The following is a 25766-nucleotide window of genomic DNA, read 5'->3' as shown; positions in this document are numbered from 1 at the left end:
ACCGGCCTTAGAAGATCTTGCCCGGGTTGAGGATGTTGTCGGGGTCCAGGGCGGCCTTGATGGAGCGGTGTGTCTTCAGCCCCGTCGGGCCGATCTCGCGGGCCAGCCAGTCGCGTTTGAGCAGGCCGACGCCGTGCTCGCCGGTGGAGGTGCCGCCGAGGGACAGGCCGAGGGACATGATGGCGTCGAAGACCTTCTGGCCGCGGGCGAGGCTGGTGGGGTCGGAGCGGTCGATGACGATGATCGGGTGGAGGTTGCCGTCGCCGGCGTGGCCGACGGTGGCGACGACCACGCCGTGGGTGGAGGCGATGCCCTCGATGCCTTCGATGAGGTCGACCAGGCGGGTGCGGGGCACGGCGACGTCGTCGACCATGATGCCGCCGCCGCTGGGGAAGAGTTGCGCGGCGAACTGTTCCATCGCCGGGTGCGCGAGGCGGCGGGCGGCGAGCAGAGCCTCGGCCTCGGTGGCGTCGGTGGCGACGTGGATGTCGGCCGCCTGGGCCTGCCGGCAGAGGGCGGCGATCGCGGCGAGGTCGTCCGGTGCCCGGGTGCCGGAGTCGACGGCGGCGATGAGCAGCGCGGCGGCGGTCGTGGGCAGGCCCATCGGGCGGAACGCCTCGATGGCGCTGAGGGTGACCCGGTCGATGACCTCGAGCATGCTCGGCTGCATGCCGGCGGTGATGATCGACTCGACGGCGGCGCCGGCGGCGGGGAGCGTGTCGAAGACGGCGACGAGGGTGAGCGAGGCGGCCGGTGCGGGGCGCAGCTTGACCGTGATCTCGGTGATGACGCCGAGCGTGCCCTCGGAGCCGACGAAGAGGCTGGTCAGGTCGTAACCGGCGACGCCCTTGGCGGTCCGGCGGCCGCAGTTGAGGACCTCGCCGCTGGCCAGGACGACCTCGAGGCCGATGACGTGGTCGCTGGTGACGCCGTACTTGACGCAGCACATGCCGCCCGCGTCGGTGGAGACGTTGCCGCCGATCGTGGACTGCTCCCAGGAACCGGGGTCCGGCGGGTAGTACAGGCCCTTCGCCGCCACCGCGCGGCGCAGCTGGGCGTTGACGACGCCGGGCTGGACGACGGCGATGCGGTTGCCCGCGTCGATGTCGATGATCTCGTTCATGGCGACCAGGGACAGCACGATCGCGCCGTCGATGGCGTTGGCGCCGCCGGCGAGGCCGGAGCGGGCGCCCTGCGGGATCACTGGGACGCGGTGGCGGCTTGCGGCGCGCAGCACGGCGGAGACCTGGCCGGTCGTCCGGGGACGGACGACGACCTGCGGGGTGCCATATGCGCACAGGTCGGCTTCGTCGTGCTCATACGAGCGCAGCAGGTCCGGGTCGGTGAGCACACCGCCCTCGTGGGGCAGTGCGGCGCGAAGCTCGTGGATGAGATCCGTGTTGAGATCCATGTTTGGCAGGCTAATAGGCGTGCTCTACATCGACACGCCGCGGTGGCCGGCGCATGGCCGGCTCTGGGCCCATCTGATCAGCGACGTCTCGGTCACCGAGCTGCACGTGTTCGCGGAGTTGCTGGGCGTGCCCCGGCGTGGCTTCGAGCGGGATCACTACGACATTCCGGCGCACCGGGTGCAGGCGGCCATCTGGCTGGGTGCGCGCAGTGTGACCGGCAAGGAGATCGTGGCGCGCCTGAAAGCTGCCGGCCTGCGTCGCCCACGGCATTTGTCCGTTCCCCCCGACGTATCCAGGACTGTGAAATAGCTGCTCAGGACTTGTCTCAGCGGACAACTTAGGCGACCCTTGCTTAGGTAAGGCTAAGCGAGGAGCTCAATCGTGTATGTGTGCATCTGTGCTCGGGTACGGGAGTGCGAGATCCGGCGGGTCATCCGCTCGGGTGCGCATACCGAGGATGCCGTGGGTGACGAGTGTGGCGCCGGCACCGGCTGCGGCACCTGCCTCGACCGGGTGGCCGATCTCATCGATGCCGAGGTGCCAAATGCGGTATTGCCCGCTTTGGCCTAGAAAAGCGGTTACCCTGCCCACATGCAGGGGGATGCACGAGTCATTGAATTTCTCAACGAGCAGCTGACCGCCGAGCTCACGGCGATCAACCAGTACTTCCTACACGCGAAGATGCAGGAGAACTGGGGATATACGATCCTGGCGAAACACACCCGGCACGAGTCGATCGACGAGATGAAGCACGCCGAGGTGCTGACCGACCGGATCCTGTTCCTGGAAGGTCTGCCCAACTACCAGCGCCTCTTCGCGCTGCGCATCGGCGAGACCGTCCCGGAGCAGTTCAAGTGCGACATGCAGGTCGAGGTCGAGGCCGTCGACCGGCTGCGCCGCGGCATCGAATACATGCGCTCGATCGGCGACGTGACGTCCGCGAACATCTTCGAGGAGATCCTCGCGGACGAGGAGCACCACGTCGACTATCTGGAGACGCAGCTCGCGCTCATTGAGAAGTTCGGTGAGCCGCTGTACCTGCAGAACGTCACGGAGCACCCAGAAGCGTCGTGATCTCGGCCCGCAGGTTGTCATGAGCGCGGGCGGTCCACTCCGCCCGCGCCGGCACCGCCCGGAAGAGATCCGGTTCGGCCAGGAACGACCCGAGGATCTGCGCCCGGCCGGAGCGGAAGGCGTCTTCGGGCACGGCCGCGTACTCCTGCCGTACCGCTGCCGCATAACGGGCGTAGTCGGCCGGCGGCGACGCGAGAATGGCGAGATCGGCGTCCGCGAGCAGGGCGCCGTTGCGGTCACCCGCCGCGACCGAGTGCCCCGCCGTCAGGCGGACGAGCCGGGCCACCTCGGCCACCCGGTCCGCCGAAACCCCTAAATCGGGCAGAACTGACAACGCGAGCAGCGCGCTGCGCTCCTCGTTGTCCGGCGCGAACGGTTCGTAGATCGCGTCGTGGAACCACGCCGCCAGCCGCACCGCGTCAGCGTCGTCAGCGATCTCGGCGTGCGCGTCGATCACGCCGAGCATGACCGCCAGGTGGTCCAGGGTGTGGTACCGCCGGTGCGGCTCCGACCAGCGCTCGATCAACGAAGCCCCGACCGCCGAGTCCGCGGGAAACAGGCGCTGCCAGTCAGCCAACGACACCATAAGAGGACTTTAGGGCCTCGACGATGTGCTCGATGGACACCGCCCGGCCGGCGGCCCGGTCCCGCTGATGGTCGAGCAGCAGCGGCAGCGTCACCGAGCGCAGCGTCTGCGCGTCCGGCGGCTCGGCGAGCCGGTGCCGGGCCCGCAGGTCGTCCGCCGCGCCGATCAGCCGCGCCGCGTGGGCCGGGTCGTCGGCCGCGACCAGCGCCGCGACCACGTCCAGGGAGATCGCTAGGTCCAGCCGGTCGCCGACCTCGTGCCGGGTGGTCAGCGCGGTCACCAGCAGCCGCAGTGCCTCGACCCGGTCGCCCTCCAGCCGGGCCGCGAGGCCGAGCTGGTGCTGAGCCATCGCGGCGCCGAACGAGTCGCCGATCTGCCGGCTGAGCGTGAGGCTCTCGTCGAGCGCCTCACGGGCCGCGCCGACGTCCCCGCGGGCGAGCATGATCTGCCCGAGACACTCCAGGGCGAGCTGGATGCCCCGCGTGTTGCCGGCGGCGCGCTCCAGCGACAGGCATTCGGTGGCGTACTGCTCGGCGCCGGCGATCTCGCCCCGCGACAGTGACACCTTGCTGAGGTTGCCCAGGGACGCGGCGACGCCCTGCGGCACGTCCAGCTCCCGCCAGATGGCCAGGCTGTGCCCGAAGTGCTCGGTCGCGGCCGCGTGGTCGCCGCCGCCGATCGCCGCGATCCCCATCGCGTTGTGCGCGTGGCCGACCGTCGCGCGGTCCCCGGCAGCGGTCGCCTTCTGCAGGGCGGAGGCGCCGAAGCGCAGGGCCTCCTCGTGCTCGTCCTGGGTCGCGGCGAGGATCGCGGCGGCGTGCAGCAGCCGCGCCAGGGCGCCATCCTCCAGCCCCGGTGCGGCCAGCAGCGTCGAGAGCCACTCCCGGCCCTCGTTGATGTGGGCACCGTTGCGCCAGTACCGCCAGAGCCCCAGGCAGATCCGCGTCTTGGTGGCGACGTCCGCGTGCGCGAACGCGGCCCGCACGTTCTGGTAGTCCGCCTCGACCCGGCCGGTCCACTCGACCTGCTCGGGGCCGGACAGGCCGGCCGCCGAGGCCTCAGCGAACGCGGCGTAGAAGTCGGCGTGCCGGTCGAGCGGCTCGACCGCGTCGCCGAGCCGGTGCAGGGCGTACGAGCGGATCGTCGACAGCAGCCGGTACCGGCCGTCGTCCTCGTCGCGGACCACGAGGTGCTTGTCGACGAGCGCCGACAGCCGCTTCACCAGCAGGTCCAGGTCGCCACCGGGCAGCGTCACCGCGAGCGCCGCCGCCGTGGTCCAGCCGCCCGCAAACACCGACAGCTCCGTGAGCAGCCGCTGCTCCTCGGCGTCGAGCAGGACGAAGCTCCAGTCGATCGCCCCGCGCAGGGTCTGCTGCCGCGCCGGCAGGTCCCGCGGTCCGGCGCCGCCGCCGAGCGAGTCGAGGTCCCGGTCGAGGTGCTCGGTGAGGTGGTTGAGCAGCTCGTCCGGCGTCCAGCGGTCGACCCGGGCCGCGGCCAGCTCGATGGCGAGGGGCAGGCCGTCGAGGCGGCGGCACAGCGCCGCGACCGGCAGCGCGGTGTCGATGGTGATCTCGAAGTCGGCGTCGACGGCCCGGGCCCGCTGCTCGAACAGCGTCACCGCGGGCGAGTCGGCGAGCGTGGGCACCTGGTACACCTGCTCGCCGTAGAGCGAGAGCCGCTCCCGGCTGGTGACCAGCGCCCGGACTCCCGGCGCCGCGGCCAGCAGGTCGCTGACCAGGGCCGCACCGTCGTCGACGACCTGCTCGAAGTTGTCCAGCACCAGCAGCAGCTCGGACTCCTCGAGCTGGTCCAGCACGGTGTCGAACAGGTTCTGGTCGGGCAGCTCGCTGACGTGCAGCGCGCGCGCCAGCGCCGCCGTCATCAGCTCGGCGTCGGTGCTGTCCGCGAGAGGCACGAACACGGCGCCGCCGGCGAAGTCGTCGGCGAGCACCGTCGCGGCGGCGAGGGACAGCCGGGTCTTGCCGATACCGCCCGGGCCGACCAGGGTGACCAGGCGCCCGTCCCGGACGAGGGCGGCGACCTTGGCGGTCTCCCGGTCCCTGCCGACGAGTTTGGTCATCGGTACGGGCAGCCGGCTGCGTCGCCGTTTCGCCGGCTGTGGCTTGACGGTCCAGGTGCCGTCGGGCGAGCCGATCAACTCGCCCTGGGCGCGCAGCCGCCCGAGCTCCGCCTCCGCCCGCGCCGGCAACCCGCCGGAGCGTTCGACGAGGCGGTCGACCAGGGCGGTGCTGGGCTCGCCCGCGAGGGCGATGCGCAGCCAGATCCGCAGCGTCGCCGGCGACCACGGGGTCAGCTCGACGACCGCTTCGCGCAGTCCCGTCCGGCGCGGGTCGTCGTCGTGCAGGTTCGTGGTGGCGTAGACGACCGCGGCGGCGTCCCCGAGCTCCGGCAACGGGTCGCCCACGTCGGCGAGCAGGATGCAGCCGGGCGCGCGGTCGGCCGCCAGTACCGCCGGAAAACCGCGCAAACGGGCGATCTGGGCGACTTCACGCAGGAAACGGGTGTGTCCGGCGCCCGGGGGGCCGACGACCCGCAGGGCGGCGTGCCCACCGGCCGCGACCCGGGTGAGGAACTCCTGCGTGGCGCTCAGCGCCGCGTCACGCTCCCAGAGCCGCGAGGAGCCGGCGGCGGTGGACGCCTCGACGTCGTCGCCGACCGCCTGCCCACGGCCGCGGCGCTTGGCGAGGTAGTTGCGGCGGTCCGCGACCGCGATCAGGGCCTCGCCGTCGGTGCCGTCGACGGGGCTGGTCGCCACGCCGAGGCTGATCGACAGGTGCAGCGGTGGGGTCCCGGCGAACTCGCGGGCGCGGATCTCGTCCGTCAGCCGGATCGCGAGGCGCAGCGCCTCGTCCGCCCCGGTGTTCGGCAGCAGCAGCACGAACTCGTCGCCGCCGTAGCGGAACAGTGCGTCCTCGGTGCGGATGAGCTCGGTGATCCGGTCGGCGAGCTGGCGCAGCAGCAGGTCGCCGCGGAGGTGGCCGAAGGCGTCGTTGACCGTCTTGAAGTGATCGACGTCGAACAGCAGCAGGCTGCACCCCGCGACGTCGTGCAGGGCCACGTCCAGCGCAGCACGCGAATGAGCACCGGTGACTGGATCCATCGTCACCGGTGCCGGACCGCCCTGCACGTTCATTGTCAACCAGATCGGCCTTGCGGGGTCGCCGCTGAGGTGTTCAGCAGGTTTTGACCGTCCGGTGTCCACCCGGTGGTCGGTCACCGCCGCCGAAGGTGCGGTTGCGCCGCCGGAGCAAGGGTCTCGGGCTCCGGCGGTGGCGCCTCGCAGGTCGGCGGTGGCGACGGCACCAGGGTCGGCTGTTCGGCGTGCTACCAGCCGCTCGAGTCGCTGCTGGCGCCGCCGAGGTCGTTGCTGGTGTCCGCGTCGTTGGGCTCGTTGCCACCGCCGCCCTTGCCGCGGATGCCGCCCCGGCGCGCCGTCCGGCTCGCCTTCGTCATCTGCTGGCCGGCCCGCCTGGCCTGGCGCAGCACCTCTTCCCGGCTCAGCTCCCGCGCCGCCGCCCGCCGGCGCCGGACCAGCACCCCCGCGGCCACCACCAGCACCAACACGATCGCTATGCCCCACGCCACGAGACGACCGTCCATGTCTGCACGGTAGGCGACCCGGGCAACGGCCGACCGGCCGTGGAGCTACAGCTCGGTGTTGCGGTCGATCCAGGCGGCGGCCTCGACGACCCGGGCGCCCCGGACCGCGGACCGGTCGCCCTTCGCGACCTGCCGGGCGGTCTCCTCGGCGCGGTCCCGGGTCTCCTCGTAGTACACGGGCCCCGTCCAGGGGCTGCCGCCAGGACTGCCACCGGCGAGCAGCGGGGTCACGTCACCCTGCTCGTCGGCGCGCCAGCCGATGACGAGGCGGACCGGCTCATCCGTGAGCTGGAACCGGGCCGGGTTGTCCACCTTCTCGATCGTCACGGCATACAGCGGATACGGCTGAGGGTGGAAGCTGGCGGCCATCCGGCGGTTCCTCTCGGTGCGAAAAATCATCCTGGTCAACGTAGCGCCACGCCGCGCCCATGGACACCGACTCACCCAGGGCTTCCCTGGGCGCCGGAGGCTTGGACCCACTCCGTGTCCGTTGGCGGCCCCGATTGCCGCTTGATGTTCCGTCCGAAATCGGACGCTATGGCAGCGCCTCGGAACGTGCCTTCGTGCGGCATGACGTGCCCCGATGTGCCTGCGCAATCCGCTGTTTGTTGCCTGAAGCCTTTGCATCGCATAGAGTACCGTCCATCTGAAGGGCCTGACGCATTGGGGGAAATGTGTTCAATTGGCTTCGTTCGAATCAGATGTTCTCGAAAGCCTCTCGTCAATCTTTGCGATTGGCGGTTGTGGCGGTCGTGGCAATGGCCGCGACGACGGTCGCGGCCGACCCGGCCGCTGCGGCTCCAACGGGCTGCAGCTATGGACCCGTTTACTGGGGCAGCAATCTGGTCGGGACGGACGGCACCTGCAGTGGCGGGACCGGGCAACATCGGGCCGTGCTGTGGTGCTTGAAGGACGGCGGAAAGCTCGTCTACGGCCCGTGGAAGAATCCGGGCCAGTTCAGCTACCAGGACTGCGGTTCCAACTTCTGGGGCACTCCCTACTTGGCGAGCTATTACAGCTACGCGATCCGCAACTGAACGACTAGGTGTCAGGAGTCTGCCTGAGCCGGGGGACGATCTGTCCTGCCCAGGAAATCTGATATCGCAAATGAAACGGCCGGCTCAATAGGGCAACAGCGTAATCGCGCACAGCCTCGGACATTCGCTCGATGGGAATGTCCGAGGCTTCGGCGTTCGCAGGCACCGAACGGGGTCTTGCCCTCGTCTTTGAGCGTGTGTCGGGAGGCGTGCCTGCGTCGGCCGGTGGCGGTCCTGGATCGGCTGCTGCGGCCGGCGGAGTGACGCGCGGATCACAGTGCTGGGAGCGGGGTTGTCCCCCGGGCGTCTCCCAGAGCCCTAGTAACGGATCAGGGCCGATCTCCTGTCACCAGGAAACCGGCCCTCACCACGTGCTACACGAAGTCGGGGTAGCCGGATTTGAACCGACGGCCTCTTCGTCCCGAACGAAGCGCGCTACCAAGCTGCGCTATACCCCGAGCGTGCCGAGTAATCGTAGCCCACGCCCGGCAGCGCTCCAACTCGGTATCCCCTGTGGCGTCAGAGAGACTTGAGGAAGGAGTTCACGGTCGACTCGTACGCGGCGGGGTCGAGGTTCCAGCTGCGGCAGTGACCGGCCTCGCGGGTCTCGACGAGCTGGACGGACGGGGAGGCCGCGGCCAGGGCGACGGTCGGCTGCGGGGCGACGGTGCGGTCGTCGTGGTCGACGTAGAGCAGGGTCGGCACGTCGAGGGGTACGTCGCGGTAGTCGAGGTCGGCGGCGCGGACGCCGAGGCGGTGCTGGATCAGTTTGAGGGCGGTCCAGGTCCACAGTGGCGGGACGTTGAGCTGGCGGGCGTTCATCCGCAGGGTCGCGGTCCAGTCGACGACGGGGCAGTCCAGGACGATGCCGCGCACGAAGCCGCCGTGCTCCCACGAGCGCAGGAGGTTGAGGATGGCGGCGCCGCCCATGGACCAGCCGTACAGGACGACCTGCCGGGCGCCGGCGGCCCGGGCGTAGTCGATGGCGGACAGGACGTCGCGCCACTCGGTGTGGCCGAGGTGGAAGCGGGCGTCGGGGCTGGGGAACGCCTCGGGGTCGTTGCGGTAGGTGACGACGAGCGTGTTGTGACCCGACGCGGCCAAGGTGGGCAGGATGCGCAGCGCCTCGCCGCGGGGCGCGCCCCTGCCGTGGACCGCGATGATCCACGTGTCGTCGGCGGGGCCGCTGACCGGCGGGACGAGCCACGCGGGGCAGTCGCCGAGCTCGGCCGGGACCAGCACCTCCTCGAAGGGCAGGCCCCGAGCCGACAGGGGGTCACCTTCAAAGACATAACCGGTGGTGTACCCCTTGAGCCCGCTCACCAGCGTGCCGCGGGTCAGGGTGGTGATCTCGCGGGTCACGCTGGTGCGGTCCATGGCGATGACGGGGCCGAGGACCGCGTGGCCGGAGGACCACACGAAGGCGAGCGGCATCGAGCGCGACGTGTCGGGGGTGCGGGTCAGGGTGACCCGGTTGCCGGCGTGCGCGCGGACCCGGACCGGGTAGGCGCGCACCGCGTTGACGTTGAGGACCTGCCCGGCCAGGAACCACCCGGCGCCGGCAGTGCCGGTCGGCAGCAGCACGGCGAGCCCGGCGGCGCCCGCCACACCCGCGTACGCGGCCCGGCGCGGCCACTTGCGCACCGTGAGACCGGCAGCACCCGCGGCGACGGCCGACGCCGCGGGGGTGGTCGCGGTCGTGGCGGTCATCGCGGGACGAGGGTCAGGATCGACGCCTCCGGCGGGCAGGCGAACCGGACCGGCGCCGTCGGGTGCGTGCCGAGGCCCGCGGACACGTGCAGGAACGCCGACGAATACGGCCACCGGTGCAGCCCCTTCGCCATCCGCCGGTCGAGGCCGCTGTTGGTGACGAGCGCCCCGAAGAACGGCAGCGCGACCTGCCCACCGTGGGTGTGGCCGGCCAGCAGCAGGTCGAAGCCGTCGTCGGCCATCCGGTCCAGGACCTGCGGCTCGGGGGAGTGGGTGAGGCCGATGCGCACGTCGACGTCGGGCGAGGCCGGGCCGGCGACGCTGTCGTAGTCGTCGCGACCGACGTGCGGGTCGTCGACGCCCACCAGCTCGATGGTGCGCCCGCCGGCCTTGATCGTGGTGCGGGCGTTGTTGAGGTCGGCCCAGCCGGAGCCGGTGAGCACGTCGCGCAGCTCCTCGGTGGGCAGCGCGGCGCCCTGCACGTAAGGCTTGTCGCGGTTGAAATACCCGAACGGGTTCTTCAGCACGGGCCCGCGGTAGTCGTTGCTGCCGAACACGAAGGCACCGGGCCGGTCCAGCAGCGGCGTCAGGGCCCGCACGACCGCGGGAACGGCGTCGACGTGGGCCATGTTGTCGCCGGTGACGACGACGAGGTCCGGGTCGGTGCCGGCGAGCTCCGCGATCCAGCGCTGTTTGCGGTGCTGGCCCGGGGTGAGATGGAAGTCGCTGAGGTGCAGGATCCGCAGCGGCTCGGCGTCTGGTGCGAGCACCGGCACGTCGAATCTGCGCAGGGTGAACATGTTGCGCTCGACGAGCGACGCGTAGGCAAAAGTGGCGGCACCGGCCGCGGCGGTCCCGACGAGCAGCCGCCGGACAGTCTTCGAGCGCATCAGCTCAGCGTACAGTTTCTGGCTCCCCGGGCTGCCGCCCGCGGTTCCGTGGGGGGCTGCGCCTCCCCACACCCCCCATGCTCGCTTCGCTCCCACTCAAACTGGCTCTGCTCCCCGGGCTGCCGCCCGCGGTTCCGTGGGGGGCTGCGCCTCCCCACACCCCCCATGCTCGCTTCGCTCCCACTCAAACTGGCTCTGCTTGCCGGGCACCTCCTGCGCCTGTGCGGGCGCCCGCCGTACTTTTTGCAACCCAATATGGGCAAGGACCCGCAGATAGACTTGGCTCATGTTGAAGGAGCGTCTGGAGTCCGACTTGCGCGTGGCGATGAAGGCCCGCGACGAGTTGGTGACCTCGACCCTGCGGATGGCGATCACCGCGGTGCGCAACGCCGAGGTCGCCGGCAAGGCCGCCCGCGAGCTGTCCGACGAGGAGGTCCTCTCGGTGCTCACCAAGGAGGCGAAGAAGCGGCGCGAGGCCGCCGAGGCGTTCGCCGGTGCCGGGCGGGAGGCCCAGGCGGCGAAGGAACGGGCCGAGGAGGAGGTGCTCGCCGGTTACCTGCCGGCCCAGCTCTCCGAGGACGAGCTCGCCGGCATCGTCCGTGACGCGCTCGCCGCGGCGGGGCTGAGCGGGATGGCGAGCATGGGGCAGGCGATGAAGGCCGCGCAGTCCGCCGTCGCCGGCCGCGCCGAGGGTGGCCGGGTCGCCGCCGAGGTCCGGGCCCAGCTGGCGAAGCAGTAGCCCACTGCTATGCAGTAGCCCACTGCTATGCAATAGCCCACTGGTAGTACGACGGCGGCCGCCCCGGATGTCCGGGGCGGCCGCCGTTGCGTTGTGCGGTGCGGGTCAGCAGACCCAGGGCAGCGGGCATCCCTGGTCGTCGCGGACGCCGTTACCGGTGCCCGGGTCGGTGCCGAGGTACGGCGGAGCCGGCGCGCCCGGACCCTTGCTGATGATCAGCGATACCGGCCCGCCCTTCACCGTGGCGCCGCCCGGCTCGGTTTTTGCGACCGTGCCCGCCGGGCAGGTCGAGGCGATCTGCGCGGGGGAGACCGTCACGGTGAACCCTGCGCGGCTGATCCGGCTCTTGGCCTGGTCGACCGGCGCGCACTTGACCGACGGGATCTCGACCAGCTTGCCCATCGACTTGTCCTTGGTGGGCGCCACGAACTGGACCACCGGCTTGTTCGCCAGGCCGTCCTTGAGCGTGCCCAAGGTGGCGTAGTTGATCTGCGGGTGCTTCATGTCCTTGTTCGTCTCGGGCCAGTCCGGGTCGGTGAGGAAGCCGCCGACCGCGAGCTGCTTCGTCATGGCGACGAACGTGGCGCTCTTCTCCGAGTCGGTGGTGCCGGACTTACCGGCCAGCGGGCGGCCGACGTACTTGCGGGCGTAACCCGCGGTCGCGCCGCCGCACTTGCCGGTGGCGGACTGGTCGCCGACCGGGCAGCGGGCCATGTCGACGGCCGCGCGCGCGACCTCCTTGTCGACGACCTGCTTGCACTTCGGGTCGAGCCCCTCGACCTTCTTGCCGTTGTTGTCGCGGACCTCGAGGATCGGGGTCGGCTCGCAGTACAGGCCGTCCGCGGCGAGCGTGCCGTAGGCGTTGGCCAGCTGCAACGGCGTGGTGGCGCTGACGCCGAGGGTGAAGGCGCCCCAGCCCTTCGGGTTGGCGGCCAGTTTGGCGTCCTCGGCGGCGTTGAACTGGATGCCGAGCCGCTTCGCCACGTCGACGACCTTGTCGGCGCCGACCTGCTGCTCCAGCGGCACGAAGAACGTGTTGATGGAGCTGCCGAAGGCGGTCCACATGTTGTACGGGCCGGACTGGCCACCGGAGTTCTTCGGGCAGTACCAGGGACCGTTGCAGGACGCCGGGCTGCCCGGCTCGATCTTGAAGGTCGACTGGAACTGCTTCTCGGTGTTGATCGTCGTGGCCAGGGGCAGGCCCGCCTCCAGCGCCGCCACCGCGGTGAACATCTTGAACGTCGACCCTGCCTGGTAGCCGGGGATGTCCTTGTCACCGGTGATGATCGGCACCGTGGTGTTGGGGTAGTTGCCCTTCTGCCCCCGCTTGTCGGGGTTGGTGTTGGCCCCGTTGTGCGAGTTGTCGTTGCTGAACACGCGGTTCGTCGCGATCGCGGTGACCCGACCGGTGCCCGGCTCGACCGCGGCCAGCATCACCGCGTTCTGGTTGCCGATCCGGATCTTCTCGTTCTTGCCGACGTTCGGCTGGTCCTGGGCGTACTTGGCGGCCGCGGTCTGCGTGGCGACGTCGAGCGAGGAGATGACCGTGTAGCCGCCGGCACGGAGCCGGTTGGCGCGCTGGTACTGGTCCTCGCCGAAGATCTTCTGGTCCATCCACCAGCGGCGCAGGTAGTCGCAGTAGAAGCCGGCGCCCAGCTCCTGCTTCTGCACCGACTCGCAGCCCTCGGGGGTGCGCTTGCCGATGATGTTGAGCTTCACCTTGGCGGCCTCATCGGCCTCCGGCTGCTTGATGTAGCCCATCGCGACCATCTGGTTCAGCACGTACTTCTGCCGCTCCATGGCGCGCGGCAGGCCGTCGGCGGTCGCCGGGTCGCTCGTGCCGGGCGCCTTCACCAGGCCGGCGATGAGCGCGGCCTCGGGCAGCGTCAGGTCCTTCGGGTCCTTCTCGAAGTAGACGTGTGAGGCGGCGAAGATGCCGTAGGCGCCGTGACCATACGCGGCGATGTTGAGATACCGCTCGAGGATCTGGTCCTTGTTGAGCTTCTTCTCCAGGTCGATCGCGTACTTCATCTCGCGCAGCTTGCGCGTCGGGGTCTTGTCGGTGGCGTCCACGACGTCCTGCGGCGTCTTCGCCGAGTAGGAGATCGCCTGCCGCACGTACTGCATCGTCAGCGTCGAGGCGCCCTGCTCGGTCTGGCCGCCGGCGTTCTGGTTGGCCACGAACGCGCGGGCCACACCCTTCACGTCGACACCGCGGTGCTCGTAGAAGCGGTTGTCCTCCGCGGCGACGATCGCCTTGCGCATGACATCCGCGACATCGGTCAGCGGGACGTCGCGCCGGTTCTCGTCGTACATCATCGCCAGCAGGGTCTTGCCGTCGGATGCATAGATGTAACTGATCTGCGGCGACGGAAGCACGTCGATGTCAGTCGGCAGGTTTTCGAACGTGTCGGCGCCGGCCTTCGCGGCTAGGCCCGACATTGCAACCGCGGGGAATGCGGCCGCAGCGACCACCAAGCCCGCGAGCAGCCCACACAGCAGGAGAGATGCTGCATTGGGCAGCAGGCCGTGTTCGCGTTTGCGCATCCAGGTCACTTCCTCAGACTACGTGACGACGTCATGAGGCCGCGTCCAGATGCTGGCGTCCTCGTTGTCCTAGACGCGTGACACCGGGCGTGAGGTTGACCCGTAGCCGAGTCTGATACACGGATCACGGGAGTGCCGGCATTTTGGGCAAATCACACCCGGTCGTGACGCTGCGGTACCACGCTCCACCCTTTGGTGGATCGCCAAAGTGGCGGTTAACCTGGTGCAACAACGTTGCGTAACTGGACGACTACAGAGCATGATGTTCCGGAAAGCTCCTCTCGGGGTTCCCGTGGCCGGGGACCCTGCCGTCGCGCCGGGTAGCCCGGCGAACAGCATCCAAATGCCATGGGGGGACGTGGTTTGGGTGCTATTCGCTGGGGCAAGCACGGCGGATGGACCCGGGGGGAGTCCAAGGGGGGAAGAGGAAATATGAGCATGGTCGTCGACTGGCCCAGCATCGCCGCGTGTCGCAATGGCGACCCGGACGCTCTGTTCGTCCAGGGTGCCGAGCAGAACGTGGCGAAGCGGATCTGCCGGAGCTGCCCCGTGCGGTACGAATGCCTGGCGGACGCCCTCGACAACCGGATCGAGTTCGGAGTCTGGGGCGGCATGACCGAGCGCGAGCGCCGAGCGTTGCTGCGCCGTCACCCGCAGGTGCCCAGCTGGCGCAAGATGTTCGAAGCCGCCATGGATCGTAACGAGAAGGACGCGCCCAAGGAGCTCGTTCCGACCGGCTGAGGCACCGGGCGGACGAAGGCTCTAGAAGGCAATTCCGATTGCACGCAGCCCGTCGAGGTCATGGACGTCGGCGGGCTGCGCCGGGATCTTCACCACCGGCACACCGGGATGGGCGCGCAGGAACCGGCCGGAGACTGCCGCCTGCCGGTCCCGCTGGTCGGCGAGTTCGGCGTGGACCCGGAGCACCTCCGCCGTCGCCGGGTGCCCGCCCACCTCGTCGAGGCGGACGGCCGCGGCCCGCGCGTCGTCGGCCGCCAGCCCGCCGGCCGGCACCAGGACGACCCGGTTGAGCACCAGCCCCGCCAGGGGCATCCGGTCGGCGGCGAGCCGCCCGGCGAAGTAGACCGCCTCACGGACCGCGTCCGGCTCCGGGGCGGCCACCACCAGGAACGCCGTCTCCGGCGCCTGCAACACCCGGTAGGTCTGCTCGGCCCGCTCGCGGAAGCCACCGAACATCGAGTCCAAGGCGCCGACGAAACCCGACAGGTCGGTCAGCAGCTGTGCCCCGAGGATCTTCGTCACGGTACGGCTGAACAGGCCGAACGAGGCAGACACAAGGTTGAACACGCTGCGCCCTCCGGCCCGGGCCGGGGCGAGCAGCAGCCGCAGCATCTTGCCGTCGAGGAACCGGGACAGCCGGGCCGGCGCGTCCAGGAAGTCCAGCGCGGAGCGGGACGGCGGGGTGTCGACCACGATCAGGTCCCACTCGTCGCGGGCCCGCAGCTGGCCGAGCTTCTCCATCGCCATGTACTCCTGCGTGCCGGAGAACGTCGAGCTCATGGCCTGGTAGAAGGGGTTGGCGAAGATCTCCTCGGCGCGCTTCGGGTCGGTGTGCTCGAGCACGACCTCGTCGAAGGTCCGCTTCATGTCAAGCATCATCGCCTGGAGCTCGGCGGAGTCCGGTTGCAGTCCTTTGACCAGCCGCGGCGTGTTGTCCAGCTCGGTCAGGCCCAGCGCCTGCGCCAGCCGGCGGGCCGGGTCGATGGTGAGCACCACCGTGCGCCGCCCGTGCCGCTCGGCGGCCCGCACCGCGAGGGCCGCCGCGGTCGTGGTCTTGCCGACTCCGCCGGAGCCGCAGCAGACGACGATGCGGATCGCCGGGTCGGCGAGGATCGCGTCGACGTCGAGCTTGGGAGTCCCCACCTAGCGAGCGTATCCGTTAGGTGCTCGCTCAAGCCGAGGTGAGCAACAGATCACCGAGCGACTCCAGCGCCTGCGGCGTGACACCGCCCGGCAGCACCGGCAACTCCACCACCGGCCGGCCGAGACCGAGCAGGTCGGCCCGCAGCGACGCCTCCGCGGCGATCCTGGTCTGGTAGGCCTTCGCCTCGCCGGCCAGGCCGGCGAGGGTCTCCTTGTCGGCGGCGAGCCCGGCCGCGGTCAGCCCGCGGCGCAGGTCCGCCTGGGTCACCTTCGCGCCGGCGAGCACGGGCGGCCGGGTGGCGTTGACGATCACCGTGCCGATCGGGATGCCCAGCCGGACGAGCTCGTCGATCGCGTCGGCGGTCTCCTGGACCGGCATTTCCTCCAGGAGGGTGACCACGTGCACCGCGGTCATCGGCGAGCGCAGGATCGCCGCGACGCCCTCGCTCTGCGTCTTGATCGGGCCGACCTTCGCCAGCCGCGCCGTCTCGGCCGTCACGTTGAGGAACCGGCCGATCCGGCCGGTCGGCGGCGCGTCGAGCACGACCGCGTCATAGACCCGGCGGCCGTCGGCGGTGCGCGTCACCGCCTCCTTGATCTTGCCGGTCAGCAGGACGTCACGCAGTCCCGGCGCGACGGTCGTGGCGAAGTCGACCGCGCCGACCTTGCGCAGCGCCCGGCCGGCCACCCCGAGCCGGTAGAACATCTCCAGGTATTCCAGCAGCGCCTCTTCGGCGTCGACGGCGAGCGCGCGGACCTCGCCGCCGCCGCTCGCCGCCGCGATCCGCAGCTCCTGATAGGGCAGGGGGTCGCGGTCGAAGAGCTGCGCAATGCCCTGGCGCGCCTCGACCTCGATGAGCAGCGTGCGCCGGCCGTCCCGGGCAAGCGCCAGGGCGAGCGCGCCGGCGACCGTGGTCTTGCCGGTGCCGCCCTTGCCGGTGACCACATGAAGACGGGCAGGCCAGCCGTAGCCGCCCCGCCCGTCCTGAGACTCGCGCGTTGTCACTCCTCGACGCTACAGGGCGCCGTCCATGACTACGCGGCAGTGATCTCGCACACCCACCAGCCGTTGTCGTTCGTCGCGAGGAACTTGTACTTCGTCTCCGCGACCTTCTCGTCACTCGTGGCGACCTTGATCGGGACGAGCAGCGTCGCCGCGGAGCTGTCCTGCTTCTCCACCGTCGGCGCCGGCCACGTGTAGGTCGGGCTGCTCAGGGCGGCGTCATACTTGCGGATCTCGTCGACCCGGGCCGCCAGCTTCTCCTTGTTCCGCGAGCTCGCGCACACGTACTTGAGCGCCTCGGTGGTGTTCTTGTCCTTGTAGACGGCCTTGAGGAAGCCGTTGACCGCGTCGAGCGCGGTCGGCTGACCCTTGCCCTGGTTGCCCTGGGTGATGAAATACGCGGCCGCGCCGCCACCACCGCACAGGACCAGCACGACCGCCAGGACGATCAGCGTGATCATCAGGCCGCGCTTCTTCGGCGGCTGCGGCTGCTGATAGCCGGGCTGGTAGCCACCCGCATAGGGGTCGGCCGGGAAGCCGCTGGTCGGCTGGCCCGGGAAACCACTCGTGGGCTGCCCCGGGAAACCACTCGTCGGCTGCTGCTGCAGCGGGCCGGTCGGGAACTGCCCGGTCGGCTGCGGCCCGGTCGGGAACGCGCCCGTCGGCGGATACTGCTGCGGCTGCTGCGGGTAGCCCTGCTGCGGGTACTGCGAGGGATCCGGCTGCCCGTACTGCGGCTGCTGCCCGTACTGCGTCGGGTCCGGCTGCTGCGGATACCCGGCCTGCGGGAACGGCGGCTGGACCGGCACCGCATACGGCTGGCCGGAGGTCGGAGGTCCGGACGGCGGCGCCGAGGTGGGCGGTGCGAACGGGTCCTGCACGGACGGCGCGGGCGGCCAGCCCTGCCCCGGAGGTGCCTGCGGTGGCTGTCCCGGCGCGGCGTAAGGGTCGCCTGGCTGGCCCTGGTATTCGGGCTGCCCTGGGTACTGGGGCGGTTGTGTCATGTCTCCACCTCGTGTGCGACGGCCGGGTCCGCCGGCGGTCCGGCTCCCGGGACCCGTGCGGCGCGGCCCTTAGGGTAGCCGCCACGCGCATCCGTTGGGGGACCCGATTCGGTCGGGGTGCAACAGCCGCCCGATAGTCTCGCACCATGCAGAAATGGGAGTACCTGACCGCACCCCTGCTGGTCCACAACACCAAGCTGATCCTGGACAACTTCGGCGACGACGGGTGGGAGCTGGTGGCGATCGTGCCCGGCCTCAACCCGGAGAACCTGGTCGCCTACTTCAAGCGGCCGAAGGCCGGCTGACATGGGTAGTGAGGTGTTCGCCCGGCTGGACGAGCTCGGGCTGACGATCCCGCCGGTCGTGCCGCCGGTCGCCGCCTACGTGCCGGCACTGCGGACCGGCAACTACGTCTACGTCTCGGGCCAGCTGCCGATGATCGACGGCAAGCTGCCCGCCACCGGCCTCGTCGGCGAGGACGTGACCCCCGAGCAGGCCAAGGACCTCGCCCGCCAGGCCGGGCTGAACGCCCTCGGGGCCGTGCACGCCCTGGTCGGCCTGGACACGGTCGTGCAGGTGGTCAAGATCGTGGGGTTTGTCGCGTCGGCACCGGGCTTCACCGGCCAGCCGGGCGTCGTCAACGGCGCCAGCGAGCTCTTCGGCGAGGTCTTCGGCGAGGCGGGCAAGCACGCCCGCAGCGCGGTCGGCGTCTCCGCCCTGCCGCTGAACACGCCCGTCGAGGTCGAGGCGATCTTCGAGGTCGCCTGAAGGGTCGCCTGAAGGGGCAGCCTGAAAGGGCCGTCACGAAGCGGGTCGTAGCGCGGGTCCGGTAGCCGGTCGGGTGACGTGTCGAGTGAACCGGCCCGCCGTACGATCTCTTCGTGGTAAGCCACGTCACCGCCCCGACCGCCGAGGTCCTCACGTCGTTGCCCGACTGGGTGACGCTGGTCCGCGCGCCCAACCCGGGTCCCATGACGCTCGACGGCACCAACACCTGGCTCCTGCGGGCGCCCGGCGGCGGCTGCGTCGTCGTCGACCCGGGCCCGCTGGACGAGGGGCACCTGCGGGCGGTCGCGGCGCACGCGCCGATCGCGGCCATCATTCTCACGCACAGCCACGAAGACCACACGGAAGGTGTGCCGCGCCTCGCCGAGCTCACCGGCGCGCCGGTGCACCAGCCGCCGGTCCACGCGACGCTCGAGGTCGACGGCGTGCTGATCGAACCGGTCAGCACGCCCGGTCACACCGCTGACTCGGTCTGTTTCGCCGCCCGGCACGGTGACCAGCGGCTGCTCCTGACCGGCGACACCATCCTCGGCCGCGGCACCACGATCGTCGCCTGGCCCGACGGCGACCTCGGCGACTACCTGGAGAGCCTGGCCCGGCTGGCCACGTTCGAGGGCGTGCCCGCGCTGCCCGGCCACGGCCCGGCACTCACCGACACCGCCGTGGCCGCCCGCTTCTACCACCAGCACCGCCGGGCGCGGCTGGAACAGGTCCGCGAGGCGCTGGCCGCGGGCGCCGAGGAGCCCGCCGAGGTCGTCGCCCGGGTCTACGCCGACGTGGACCGCAGCCTGTGGGAAGCCGCCGAGTGGTCGGTGCGCGCACAACTTGCCTACCTGAGGCGGGAATCACAGCCACCCCACTTAGGGTTGGACGCAACGTGACGTGTTCGGTGTGTGGGACCGTGGCCGTTCCCGGTGCGCGGTTCTGCCACCATTGCGGCTCGGCGCTGCCGGCCGCCGCCAGCCTCCCGGCTGCCGAGCGGCGGATCGTGACGGTGCTCTTCGGCGACCTGTCCGACTTCACCGCCTGGTCGGAGGACCTCGACCCCGAGCGGGTCGGCGCCGTCACCGACCGGGTGCTGGCCGCCCTCGCCGGCGCGGTCAAGACCTTCGGCGGCCACGTCGACAAGCTCACCGGCGACGGCATCATGGCCGTCTTCGGCGCCCCGGTCGCGCACGAGGACGACGCCGAGCGGGCCGTGCGCGCCGCGCTGTCGATGCAGCGGGCGGTGCGCCGGGTGCTCGACGACGAGCGCGGCGGCGGCGCCCCCCTCGGGCTGCGCATAGGGCTCAACACCGGCACCGTCGTCGCGGGCGTCCAGGCCGGCATCGAATACACGGTCATCGGCGACACCGTGAACACCGCGGCCCGCCTCGCTGACGCCGCCGCGATCGGCGCCGTCTACGCGGGCGACCGCACCGCCGCCACCACCCGTCGGCTCGCCTCCTGGCGCGCGCTGCGGCCGCTGCGGCTCAAGGGCAAACGCCAGCCGGTCGAGGCGTACGAACTGCTCGGCCTGCTCGACGCCCCCGGCACCCGCTCCGGCCTCGGCGACGAGGCGCCGTTCGTCGGCCGCGAGGCGGAGCTGGCCCGCGTCTCCGGCCGACTCGCCGAGATCGCCGACCGGCAGGAGACCCGCGTCCTGGTCTTCACCGGCGAGGCCGGCCTGGGCAAGTCCCGGCTCGCCGGTGAGATCGAGCGCTTCGCCGCCGGCTACCTCGGCGGCGCCGGCTACACGCCCAGCGCCGGGTTCGCACCCGGCGGCGGCGCCCGGGTGCTGTCCGTGCACTGCGCCGCCTTCGGCGAGCGCCGCCGGCTCGCGCCCCTCGCGGACCTGGTCCGCGCTGCGATCGGCCTGCCGCCGGACGCCACCAACCTCACCCGCGAGGCGGTCGAGGAGCGGCTGCGCCGCCTCGCCCAGCGGCTGGCCCGCGCCGCCCGCGGCCGGCCCGAGCCGCCCCGCTTCGCCACCGACCTGCTGCTGAGCCTGATCGGCTACTCCGGGTCGTTCGCCGAGGCGTCCTGGGTCGCGCCCGGCGCCAAGCCCGACGAGCTCGACCTGCACGCCGTGCCCAACGCCGTCGCGGAGCTGCTGTCCGGCATGGCGGCCGAGACGCCCCTCGTCGTCATCGTCGACGACCTGCACGACGCCACCGCCGAGACCGTCGACGCGCTCGGCGCCGCCATCGAGCGGATCACCGGCCCGGTCCTCATCGTGCTGCTCGGCCGCCCGGAGCTGGTCCGCTCCGCCGGTGTCCTCACCCGCGTCCCGGACGCCGAGCTGGTGCCGATCCCGCCGCTGCGCGGCGCCGACGCGGCGCGCCTGCTCACCGCGTACCTCGGCGGCGGGCGACTGGCAGCACCGGATGAGGACCGGCTGCTGGCGACCGCGCAGGGCAACCCGTTCTACCTTGCCGAGCTGGTCACGCTGCTGCAGGAGCGCGGCGCGCTGAGCACCGTGCCCGGCAGCGACCCCGTCGGCTGGCGGCTCACTCCCGGATCTCTCGGCGGCCGGCTGCTGTCCCGCGACCTTGCCGCGGTCCTCGCCGCCCGCATCGACGCGCTGCCCGCCGACACCCGCGCCGTGCTGCGCGACGCGGCCGTCATCGGCGACACCGTGCCCAGCCGGGCCCTCGAGGCGCTGCGGTTCAACCCGCCCGGCCAGCCGGCCCGGCCCGCCGTCGTCGCCGCGGTCGAGCTGGAGCGCGCCGTGGAGGAGCTGCTCCAGCGGCGGATGCTGCGGCGCGCCCGCGGCGGGTTCGCGTTCGCCACGCCGCTGCTGCGCGAGGCCGCGTATGCCGGCATCGGCAAGGCCGACCTCGCCGAGCGGCACGCGGCGCTGTCCCGCTGGGCCGCCGCGGCGATGACCGCCCACCAGGGCGCCGGCAACGTCGCGGGCACGGTCACCGGCCTCAACATGACCGCTGGCGCGGCCGACGCGTTCATCGCCGACCACGCCGAGCGCGCCTCCCGGCTCGCCGACGTCGTCGGGCTGCGCCCCGACTCCCTCGCCCGCTCCGCCGCGCCCCTCGGCGTGCAGGCGCTCGGCCGGGCCGCCCGCGAGGCGCTCGCGACCGGCGAGCCCGCCCAGGCCGCGCAGGCCGCCGACCGGGCCGCCGCGCTCGGCGGCGGCGTCGTGCCACCCGGCGACCGGCTCGTCCACGCCCGGGCGCTGCTGCAGCTCGGCAGGGTGCCCGAGGCCCTCGCCAGCGCGGAGAAGATCACCGCCAACGCCCCGGACGACCCGGCGGTGCGCGTCGGCGCCCTCCTCGTCGCCGGCCGCGCCTACCGCGCCACCGGCGACCAGCGCCGCAGCTACCAGACCCTGAGCGAGGCGCTGGACGCCGCGACCGACGCCCGCCTCACCTATGAGCGCGGCGACGCCATGCGCCGGCTCGGCATGGCCGACTTCCTCGAAGGGCGCCTCGCCGAGGCCGGCGGCCGCTTCGCCGAGTCGTTCCAGATCGCGGTCAGCGCCGGGGACCGGCGGGCGCAGGCGTGGTCGTTGCAGCACCTGGCCTGGGTCACCACCACCCGCGGCGACTTCGCCGGCGCCGACGCGGCCCTCGGCCGGGCGGCCCGCCGCTTCGCCGAGCTCGGCGACCCCGTCGGCCGCGCCTGGCTGCGCGGCACCACCGCCTTCGTGCGCCTCCTGGCCGGCCGCCTCGGTGAGGCCAGGCGCCTGGCGAAGGCCTTCCTGCCGTTCGGGGAGCGGGTCGGCGACGCGTGGGCGGTCGGCACGCTGCGCGCGGTCGAGGCGTTCGCGGCCGCGGAGAGCGGCGACCTGGCTGACGCGGACCGGGAGGCGCGCCGGGCGTACCGCGACTTCGCCGCCGCCGGTGACGACTGGGGCCGCGGGCTCGCGCTCGTGGTCCGCGGCGTGGTCGCCCGTGAGCTGGCCGAGCCCGCACACGCCTACGACCTGCTCACCGACGCCACCGAGTACGGCGAGAAGACCGGCCATCCGCTGCTGATCGGCATGTCCCGGACCATGCGCGGGTTCGTCAGCCTCGACCGCGGTGACGCCGTCGCCGCGGAGGACGACGCCCGCGCGGTGCTACAGGTCGTGGAGACCCACGACGTCCTCGAGGCGGCGAAGGTCGCGCCGCGGGTCCTGTTCGGCCTGGCCCGCCAGGCGCAGGGCGACCTGGAGACGGCCCTGGAGATGCTCGGCTGCGTGGCCGCCGACCGCCCCGGCCCGTCGGTGATGTTCTCCCGGCGGCACGCGGTCGCCGCCTACGCCGGCGCGCTGCTCGCCGCGGGCCGGCACGTCGAGGCCCTCGACTGGGCCCGGCAGGCGCAGACCCTCGCCGGCGAGGACGTCCGCAGCCGGATCTACGCGGCCCGGGTCCTCGCCGACGCCCTCGAGGCCAACGGCCAGTGCGACGAGGCCGCAGTCGTGACCGCGGCCCTGACGACCTCGGCCGCCACGCCCTGAGCTGCACGCGGTCGGCCTTGCGCAGGCACGCCGTACTTCGAGTTGCGCAACAGGTCCAGCGCGCGGACAGGGCGACCGGCACGCGAGGGCGTGGGCGGCACGCCGGGGAGTGCGCGCCCGGATGCCGCGCGCACGCGCGTGCTTCGGCCGCGCGAAGCGCAGGGCGTGCGAGCGAAGCGAGCATTGGGGGTGTGGGGTGAGAATCCCCCACTGCTCTTCCGGCCGGAGGCCGCAGCGGAAGAAACAGCCGATGCGTGACGGCGAATATCCGGCGGCTGTCGTACCGTCTTAGCCGTGACCGCAGCCGCACCCATGCCGACGGTGCCCGGGATGACCGGGTTGTCCGTCTTCGCGCATGGCGGCTACGCGACGGTCTACCGGGCCACCCAGGAGTCGGTCGGCCGGGAGGTCGCCGTCAAGGTCGAGAACCGGACCCTGGAGACCGACCGCGACCGCCGGCGGTTCCTGCGCGAGGCCCGCGCCGCCGGCCGGATGTCCAGCCACCCGCACGTGGTCGACCTGTTCGACGCGGGCGTGACCGAGCTCGGCCACCCGTATCTGATCATGGAGCTGTGCGACGGCTCATACGCCGAGCGGATGAAGGACTCGCCGCTCACCGCGGTCGAGGCCCGCGACGTCGGGTTCAAGATCGCCGACGCGCTCGCCGACGCCCACGCGCTCGGGGTGCTCCACCGCGACGTCAAGCCGGCCAACATCCTCTTCAGCCGGTTCGGTGAGCCGGCGCTCGCCGACTTCGGCCTGGCCATCCTCGCCGAGTGGCGCGACGAGTCGATGACGCTCGACACGCTCACCCCGGCCTACGCGCCGCCGGAGACGTTCCGGCAGTCCCCACCGGCGGCCGCCGCCGACGTGTATGCGCTGTGCGCCACGCTGTACGCGCTGATGCGGGGGCGCCCGCCGCGCTGGCGGGACGACCAGGCGCCGAGCCTGCTGTCGCTGGTCGACATGTTCAACGAGCAGATCCCCGACCTGCCCGGCTGTCCCGAGAGCCTGATGGCGGTCCTGCGGGCCGGCATGGCGAACGACGAGGCCGCCCGGCCGAGCGCGATCGAGCTGCGCGACCTGCTGATCGGCCTGCGGCTGGAGCCGGCGCCGCAGGTGATCGTGCCGCCGCTCGGCTCGCCGCCGATCGAACCGGTCTACACCTCGAAGGCGCCGACCCCGCCCCCGCCGCCGGACCGCCTCCTGGACTCCCCGTTCATGGTCGGCGAGGACTCCGACCGGACCGTCCAGCACGGCCTGGAGGCGCCCTGGCTGGGCGGCGGGCCGCCGCCGGTCGGCCCCGGTGCCGACGGCGTGGTCCTGGACACGCCGAAGCCCCCGCCCGGCGCCCGCCGGTTCGTGCTGACCGTCGGCGCGGTGGTGCTGCTCGTGGTGGCGCTCGCCGGCGCCGGCATCGCGTACAACCTCAGCGGCGGGCCCGGACCCGGCCCCACGAAGACGCCGGGACCGACCGGCTCCGCCCCGCCGACCGCCTCGGCCGGCCCGACCCGCAGCGCCGTCGCCGTCGCGTGCCCGCAGGGGGTGTCGAAGGCGGCCCGCTGCGCGCAGACGGTCGAGTGCTTCGACGCCGGCTTCAAGGCCGTGGACTGTGCCGCGGCGCACACCTGGGAGGTGTTCGCCTACGGTGACCTGCCCGCGGGCAGCCAGGTGAAGGCGGCCAAGGACAACCCGACCGTCGGTGAGGTGTGCAGCCTGAAGACGCTGCTGCTGGTCTCCCTGCCGCCGGTGGGCTGGCGGGTCGACGTGCTGCTGCCGGCGCTGTCCGCCCAGCAGGCCGGGCCGACGACGTTTCGCTGCCTGGCCGGTAACCCGCCGAGCACGATCACCGGCCAGCAGCTGCGCCGTCAGTAGGACTTCTCCTGGCCCATCAGGTGCTGGGCGACGAAGTTGAGGATCATCTCGCGCGAGACCGGCGCGATGCGGCCCGCCCGGGTGGCGCCCAGCAGCGTCGCGACGCCGTACTCGGTGGTCATGCCGTTGCCGCCGTGCGCCTGGATCGCGGTGTCCACGGCGAGCGCCGACGCCTCCGCCGACGCGTACTTCGCCATGTTCGCGTTGACGCCGGCCTCCAGGTCGCGGCCGGCGTCGTACAGCGCCGCCGCCTTCGCCACCATCAGCCGGGCCAGCTCGACCTGGATGTGCGCGTGCGCCATGGGGTGCGCGACGCCCTGATGGCTGCCGATCGGCCGGCCCCACACGGAGCGGGTCGCGGTGTAGGTGGAGGCCCGTTCCAGGGCGTACCGGGCGGTCCCGCACGCCATCGCGGCGACCGTGATCCGCTCCGGGTTCAGGCCGGCGAACAGCGCCGGCAGGCCGGCCTCCGGGTCCTCGCCGATCAGGTCGGCGGCGGGGACGCGCACCTCGTCGAAGAAGAGCAGGAACTGGTTCTCCGGCGACACGATCTCCATGTCCAGTTTGGACAGCGTCAGCCCGGGCGCGTCGGTGGGCACCATGAACAGGGCGGGCTTCAGCTTGCCGGTGCGCTCGTCGGCCATCCGGGCGACCACGACGATCTGTGAGCATTCGTCGACGCCGGAGATGTACACCTTGCGCCCGGTGATCACATAGTCGTCGCCGTCCCGCTTGGCCACGGTGGACAGCCGGTGGAAGTTGGAGCCGGCGTCGGGCTCGGTGATGGCGAAACACACCTTGCGCGTGCCGTCGGCGAAACCGGGCAGCCAGCGGGCCCGCTGCGCGGGCGTGCCGTGCCGGTTGACGATCGTCGCCGCGATCGCGGGCGACACGACGAGCAGGAGCAGCGGCGCGCCGGCCGCGGAAAGCTCCTCGCAGACGATCGCGAGCTCGGTGATGCCGCCACCGCCGCCGCCGAACTCTTCGGGCACGCTGACGCCGAGGTAGCCGAGCCTGGCCGCCTCGTCCCACAGCTCGTCGGAGTGCTCGCCGGCCTTGGCCTTGCGCACGAAGTACTCGTGCCCGTAGCGCTTGCCGAGCTTCGCCACCGCGTCACGGAGGTCCTGCTGTTCCGATGTGTAGTCAAAGTCCATTGAGGG

The 25766-nt window shown here is 71.9% G+C and carries 23 protein-coding genes and 1 tRNA gene; 11 read left to right on the top strand and 13 right to left on the bottom strand.

Annotated features, from left to right (window positions below; genetic code table 11):
- Positions 1 to 7: 7 nt before the first annotated feature.
- On the bottom strand, positions 8 to 1411 hold the full coding sequence (locus AB0K00_RS39515; RefSeq protein WP_363531851.1) for an FAD-linked oxidase C-terminal domain-containing protein: 1404 nt from the start codon (positions 1409 to 1411) through the stop codon (positions 8 to 10).
- 19 nt (positions 1412 to 1430) lie between these two features.
- Between AB0K00_RS39515 and AB0K00_RS39510 the strand changes: the two genes are divergently transcribed.
- The 3 genes from AB0K00_RS39510 to bfr all read left to right on the top strand — a co-directional run bounded on the left by AB0K00_RS39510 (position 1431) and on the right by bfr (position 2486).
- Positions 1431 to 1721, top strand: a complete 291-nt coding sequence (locus tag AB0K00_RS39510) for a DUF4031 domain-containing protein (RefSeq protein WP_363531848.1) — start codon at positions 1431 to 1433, stop codon at positions 1719 to 1721.
- 72 nt (positions 1722 to 1793) lie between these two features.
- Positions 1794 to 1982 (top strand): (2Fe-2S)-binding protein, encoded by a 189-nt coding sequence (locus AB0K00_RS39505; RefSeq protein WP_363531845.1) that lies wholly within the window; start codon positions 1794 to 1796, stop codon positions 1980 to 1982.
- A 21-nt stretch (positions 1983 to 2003) separates the two neighbouring features.
- Positions 2004 to 2486, top strand: a complete 483-nt coding sequence (bfr, locus tag AB0K00_RS39500) for a bacterioferritin (protein WP_363531842.1) — start codon at positions 2004 to 2006, stop codon at positions 2484 to 2486.
- Here bfr and AB0K00_RS39495 read toward each other — a convergent pair.
- From AB0K00_RS39495 to AB0K00_RS39480, 4 genes are all read right to left on the bottom strand, one after another.
- A complete protein-coding gene (locus AB0K00_RS39495; protein ID WP_363531839.1) occupies positions 2461 to 3072 on the bottom strand; it encodes a metal-dependent phosphohydrolase in 612 nt (203 codons plus the stop codon). The two genes, bfr and AB0K00_RS39495, sit on opposite strands and share 26 nt — an antisense overlap.
- Complete coding sequence (locus AB0K00_RS39490; RefSeq protein WP_363531896.1) at positions 3056 to 6193, bottom strand: diguanylate cyclase; 3138 nt, start codon at positions 6191 to 6193, stop codon at positions 3056 to 3058. The genes AB0K00_RS39495 and AB0K00_RS39490 overlap by 17 nt, the downstream gene beginning before the upstream one ends.
- Positions 6194 to 6417: 224 nt before the next feature.
- Positions 6418 to 6693 carry a hypothetical protein gene (locus AB0K00_RS39485; protein WP_363531836.1) on the bottom strand — a complete coding sequence of 92 codons (276 nt, stop codon included), beginning with the start codon at positions 6691 to 6693 and terminating at the stop codon, positions 6418 to 6420.
- Between the two features lie 45 nt (positions 6694 to 6738).
- The gene (locus AB0K00_RS39480; protein ID WP_363531833.1) at positions 6739 to 7092 is read right to left on the bottom strand and encodes a hypothetical protein; all 354 of its coding nucleotides are present in this window, start codon (positions 7090 to 7092) and stop codon (positions 6739 to 6741) included.
- A gap of 302 nt (positions 7093 to 7394) precedes the next feature.
- Here AB0K00_RS39480 and AB0K00_RS39475 point away from each other — a divergent pair, with 302 nt between their 5' ends.
- Positions 7395 to 7730: a hypothetical protein gene (locus tag AB0K00_RS39475; protein ID WP_363531830.1), complete on the top strand. Its 336-nt coding sequence runs from the start codon at positions 7395 to 7397 to the stop codon at positions 7728 to 7730.
- A gap of 384 nt (positions 7731 to 8114) precedes the next feature.
- Here AB0K00_RS39475 and AB0K00_RS39470 read toward each other — a convergent pair.
- The 3 genes from AB0K00_RS39470 to AB0K00_RS39460 all read right to left on the bottom strand — a co-directional run bounded on the left by AB0K00_RS39470 (position 8115) and on the right by AB0K00_RS39460 (position 10330).
- A tRNA-Pro gene (locus tag AB0K00_RS39470) sits at positions 8115 to 8188 on the bottom strand.
- Positions 8189 to 8249: 61 nt separating this feature from the next.
- Positions 8250 to 9440 (bottom strand): alpha/beta fold hydrolase, encoded by a 1191-nt coding sequence (locus AB0K00_RS39465; protein WP_363531827.1) that lies wholly within the window; start codon positions 9438 to 9440, stop codon positions 8250 to 8252.
- Positions 9437 to 10330: a metallophosphoesterase gene (locus AB0K00_RS39460; protein ID WP_363531824.1), complete on the bottom strand. Its 894-nt coding sequence runs from the start codon at positions 10328 to 10330 to the stop codon at positions 9437 to 9439. The genes AB0K00_RS39465 and AB0K00_RS39460 overlap by 4 nt, the downstream gene beginning before the upstream one ends.
- A gap of 286 nt (positions 10331 to 10616) precedes the next feature.
- On the opposite strand from AB0K00_RS39460, the gene AB0K00_RS39455 reads away from it, so the two are divergent.
- A complete protein-coding gene (locus AB0K00_RS39455; protein ID WP_363531821.1) occupies positions 10617 to 11069 on the top strand; it encodes a GatB/YqeY domain-containing protein in 453 nt (150 codons plus the stop codon).
- Between the two features lie 105 nt (positions 11070 to 11174).
- On the opposite strand, the gene AB0K00_RS39450 is transcribed toward AB0K00_RS39455, so the two are convergent.
- Positions 11175 to 13616 carry a transglycosylase domain-containing protein gene (locus tag AB0K00_RS39450; protein ID WP_363531818.1) on the bottom strand — a complete coding sequence of 814 codons (2442 nt, stop codon included), beginning with the start codon at positions 13614 to 13616 and terminating at the stop codon, positions 11175 to 11177.
- 432 nt (positions 13617 to 14048) lie between these two features.
- Between AB0K00_RS39450 and AB0K00_RS39445 the strand changes: the two genes are divergently transcribed.
- A complete protein-coding gene (locus tag AB0K00_RS39445; RefSeq protein WP_033363547.1) occupies positions 14049 to 14357 on the top strand; it encodes a WhiB family transcriptional regulator in 309 nt (102 codons plus the stop codon).
- A 21-nt stretch (positions 14358 to 14378) separates the two neighbouring features.
- Here AB0K00_RS39445 and AB0K00_RS39440 read toward each other — a convergent pair whose 3' ends face one another.
- From AB0K00_RS39440 to AB0K00_RS39430, 3 genes are read right to left on the bottom strand one after another with little or no spacing between them, the layout of a single operon-like run.
- Complete coding sequence (locus AB0K00_RS39440; protein WP_363531815.1) at positions 14379 to 15500, bottom strand: ArsA-related P-loop ATPase; 1122 nt, start codon at positions 15498 to 15500, stop codon at positions 14379 to 14381.
- A 28-nt stretch (positions 15501 to 15528) separates the two neighbouring features.
- Positions 15529 to 16506, bottom strand: a complete 978-nt coding sequence (locus AB0K00_RS39435; RefSeq protein WP_363531812.1) for an ArsA-related P-loop ATPase — start codon at positions 16504 to 16506, stop codon at positions 15529 to 15531.
- Positions 16507 to 16535: 29 nt separating this feature from the next.
- Positions 16536 to 17507: a hypothetical protein gene (locus AB0K00_RS39430; protein ID WP_363531809.1), complete on the bottom strand. Its 972-nt coding sequence runs from the start codon at positions 17505 to 17507 to the stop codon at positions 16536 to 16538.
- A 146-nt stretch (positions 17508 to 17653) separates the two neighbouring features.
- Here AB0K00_RS39430 and AB0K00_RS39425 point away from each other — a divergent pair, with 146 nt between their 5' ends.
- From AB0K00_RS39425 to AB0K00_RS39405, 5 genes are all read left to right on the top strand, one after another.
- A complete protein-coding gene (locus AB0K00_RS39425) occupies positions 17654 to 17812 on the top strand; it encodes a hypothetical protein (protein ID WP_203848715.1) in 159 nt (52 codons plus the stop codon).
- A 1-nt stretch (position 17813) separates the two neighbouring features.
- On the top strand, positions 17814 to 18275 hold the full coding sequence (locus tag AB0K00_RS39420; RefSeq protein ID WP_363531806.1) for a RidA family protein: 462 nt from the start codon (positions 17814 to 17816) through the stop codon (positions 18273 to 18275).
- A gap of 113 nt (positions 18276 to 18388) precedes the next feature.
- On the top strand, positions 18389 to 19174 hold the full coding sequence (locus AB0K00_RS39415) for an MBL fold metallo-hydrolase (protein WP_363531803.1): 786 nt from the start codon (positions 18389 to 18391) through the stop codon (positions 19172 to 19174).
- A complete protein-coding gene (locus tag AB0K00_RS39410) occupies positions 19171 to 22731 on the top strand; it encodes an adenylate/guanylate cyclase domain-containing protein (protein ID WP_363531800.1) in 3561 nt (1186 codons plus the stop codon). Before AB0K00_RS39415 ends, AB0K00_RS39410 begins: the two co-directional genes overlap by 4 nt.
- Before the next feature lie 312 nt (positions 22732 to 23043).
- Positions 23044 to 24606 carry a serine/threonine-protein kinase gene (locus tag AB0K00_RS39405; protein ID WP_363531893.1) on the top strand — a complete coding sequence of 521 codons (1563 nt, stop codon included), beginning with the start codon at positions 23044 to 23046 and terminating at the stop codon, positions 24604 to 24606.
- On the opposite strand, the gene AB0K00_RS39400 is transcribed toward AB0K00_RS39405, so the two are convergent.
- A complete protein-coding gene (locus tag AB0K00_RS39400; RefSeq protein WP_363531797.1) occupies positions 24600 to 25760 on the bottom strand; it encodes an acyl-CoA dehydrogenase in 1161 nt (386 codons plus the stop codon). The two genes, AB0K00_RS39405 and AB0K00_RS39400, sit on opposite strands and share 7 nt — an antisense overlap.
- Between the last annotated feature and the right edge of the window lie 6 nt (positions 25761 to 25766).

The organism is Dactylosporangium sp. NPDC049525, from assembly GCF_040676755.1.
Classification (GTDB): Bacteria; Actinomycetota; Actinomycetes; order Mycobacteriales; family Micromonosporaceae; genus Dactylosporangium.
The sequence above is the reverse complement of the archived record's forward strand: the minus strand, read 5'-3'. Positions and strand labels throughout refer to the sequence as shown.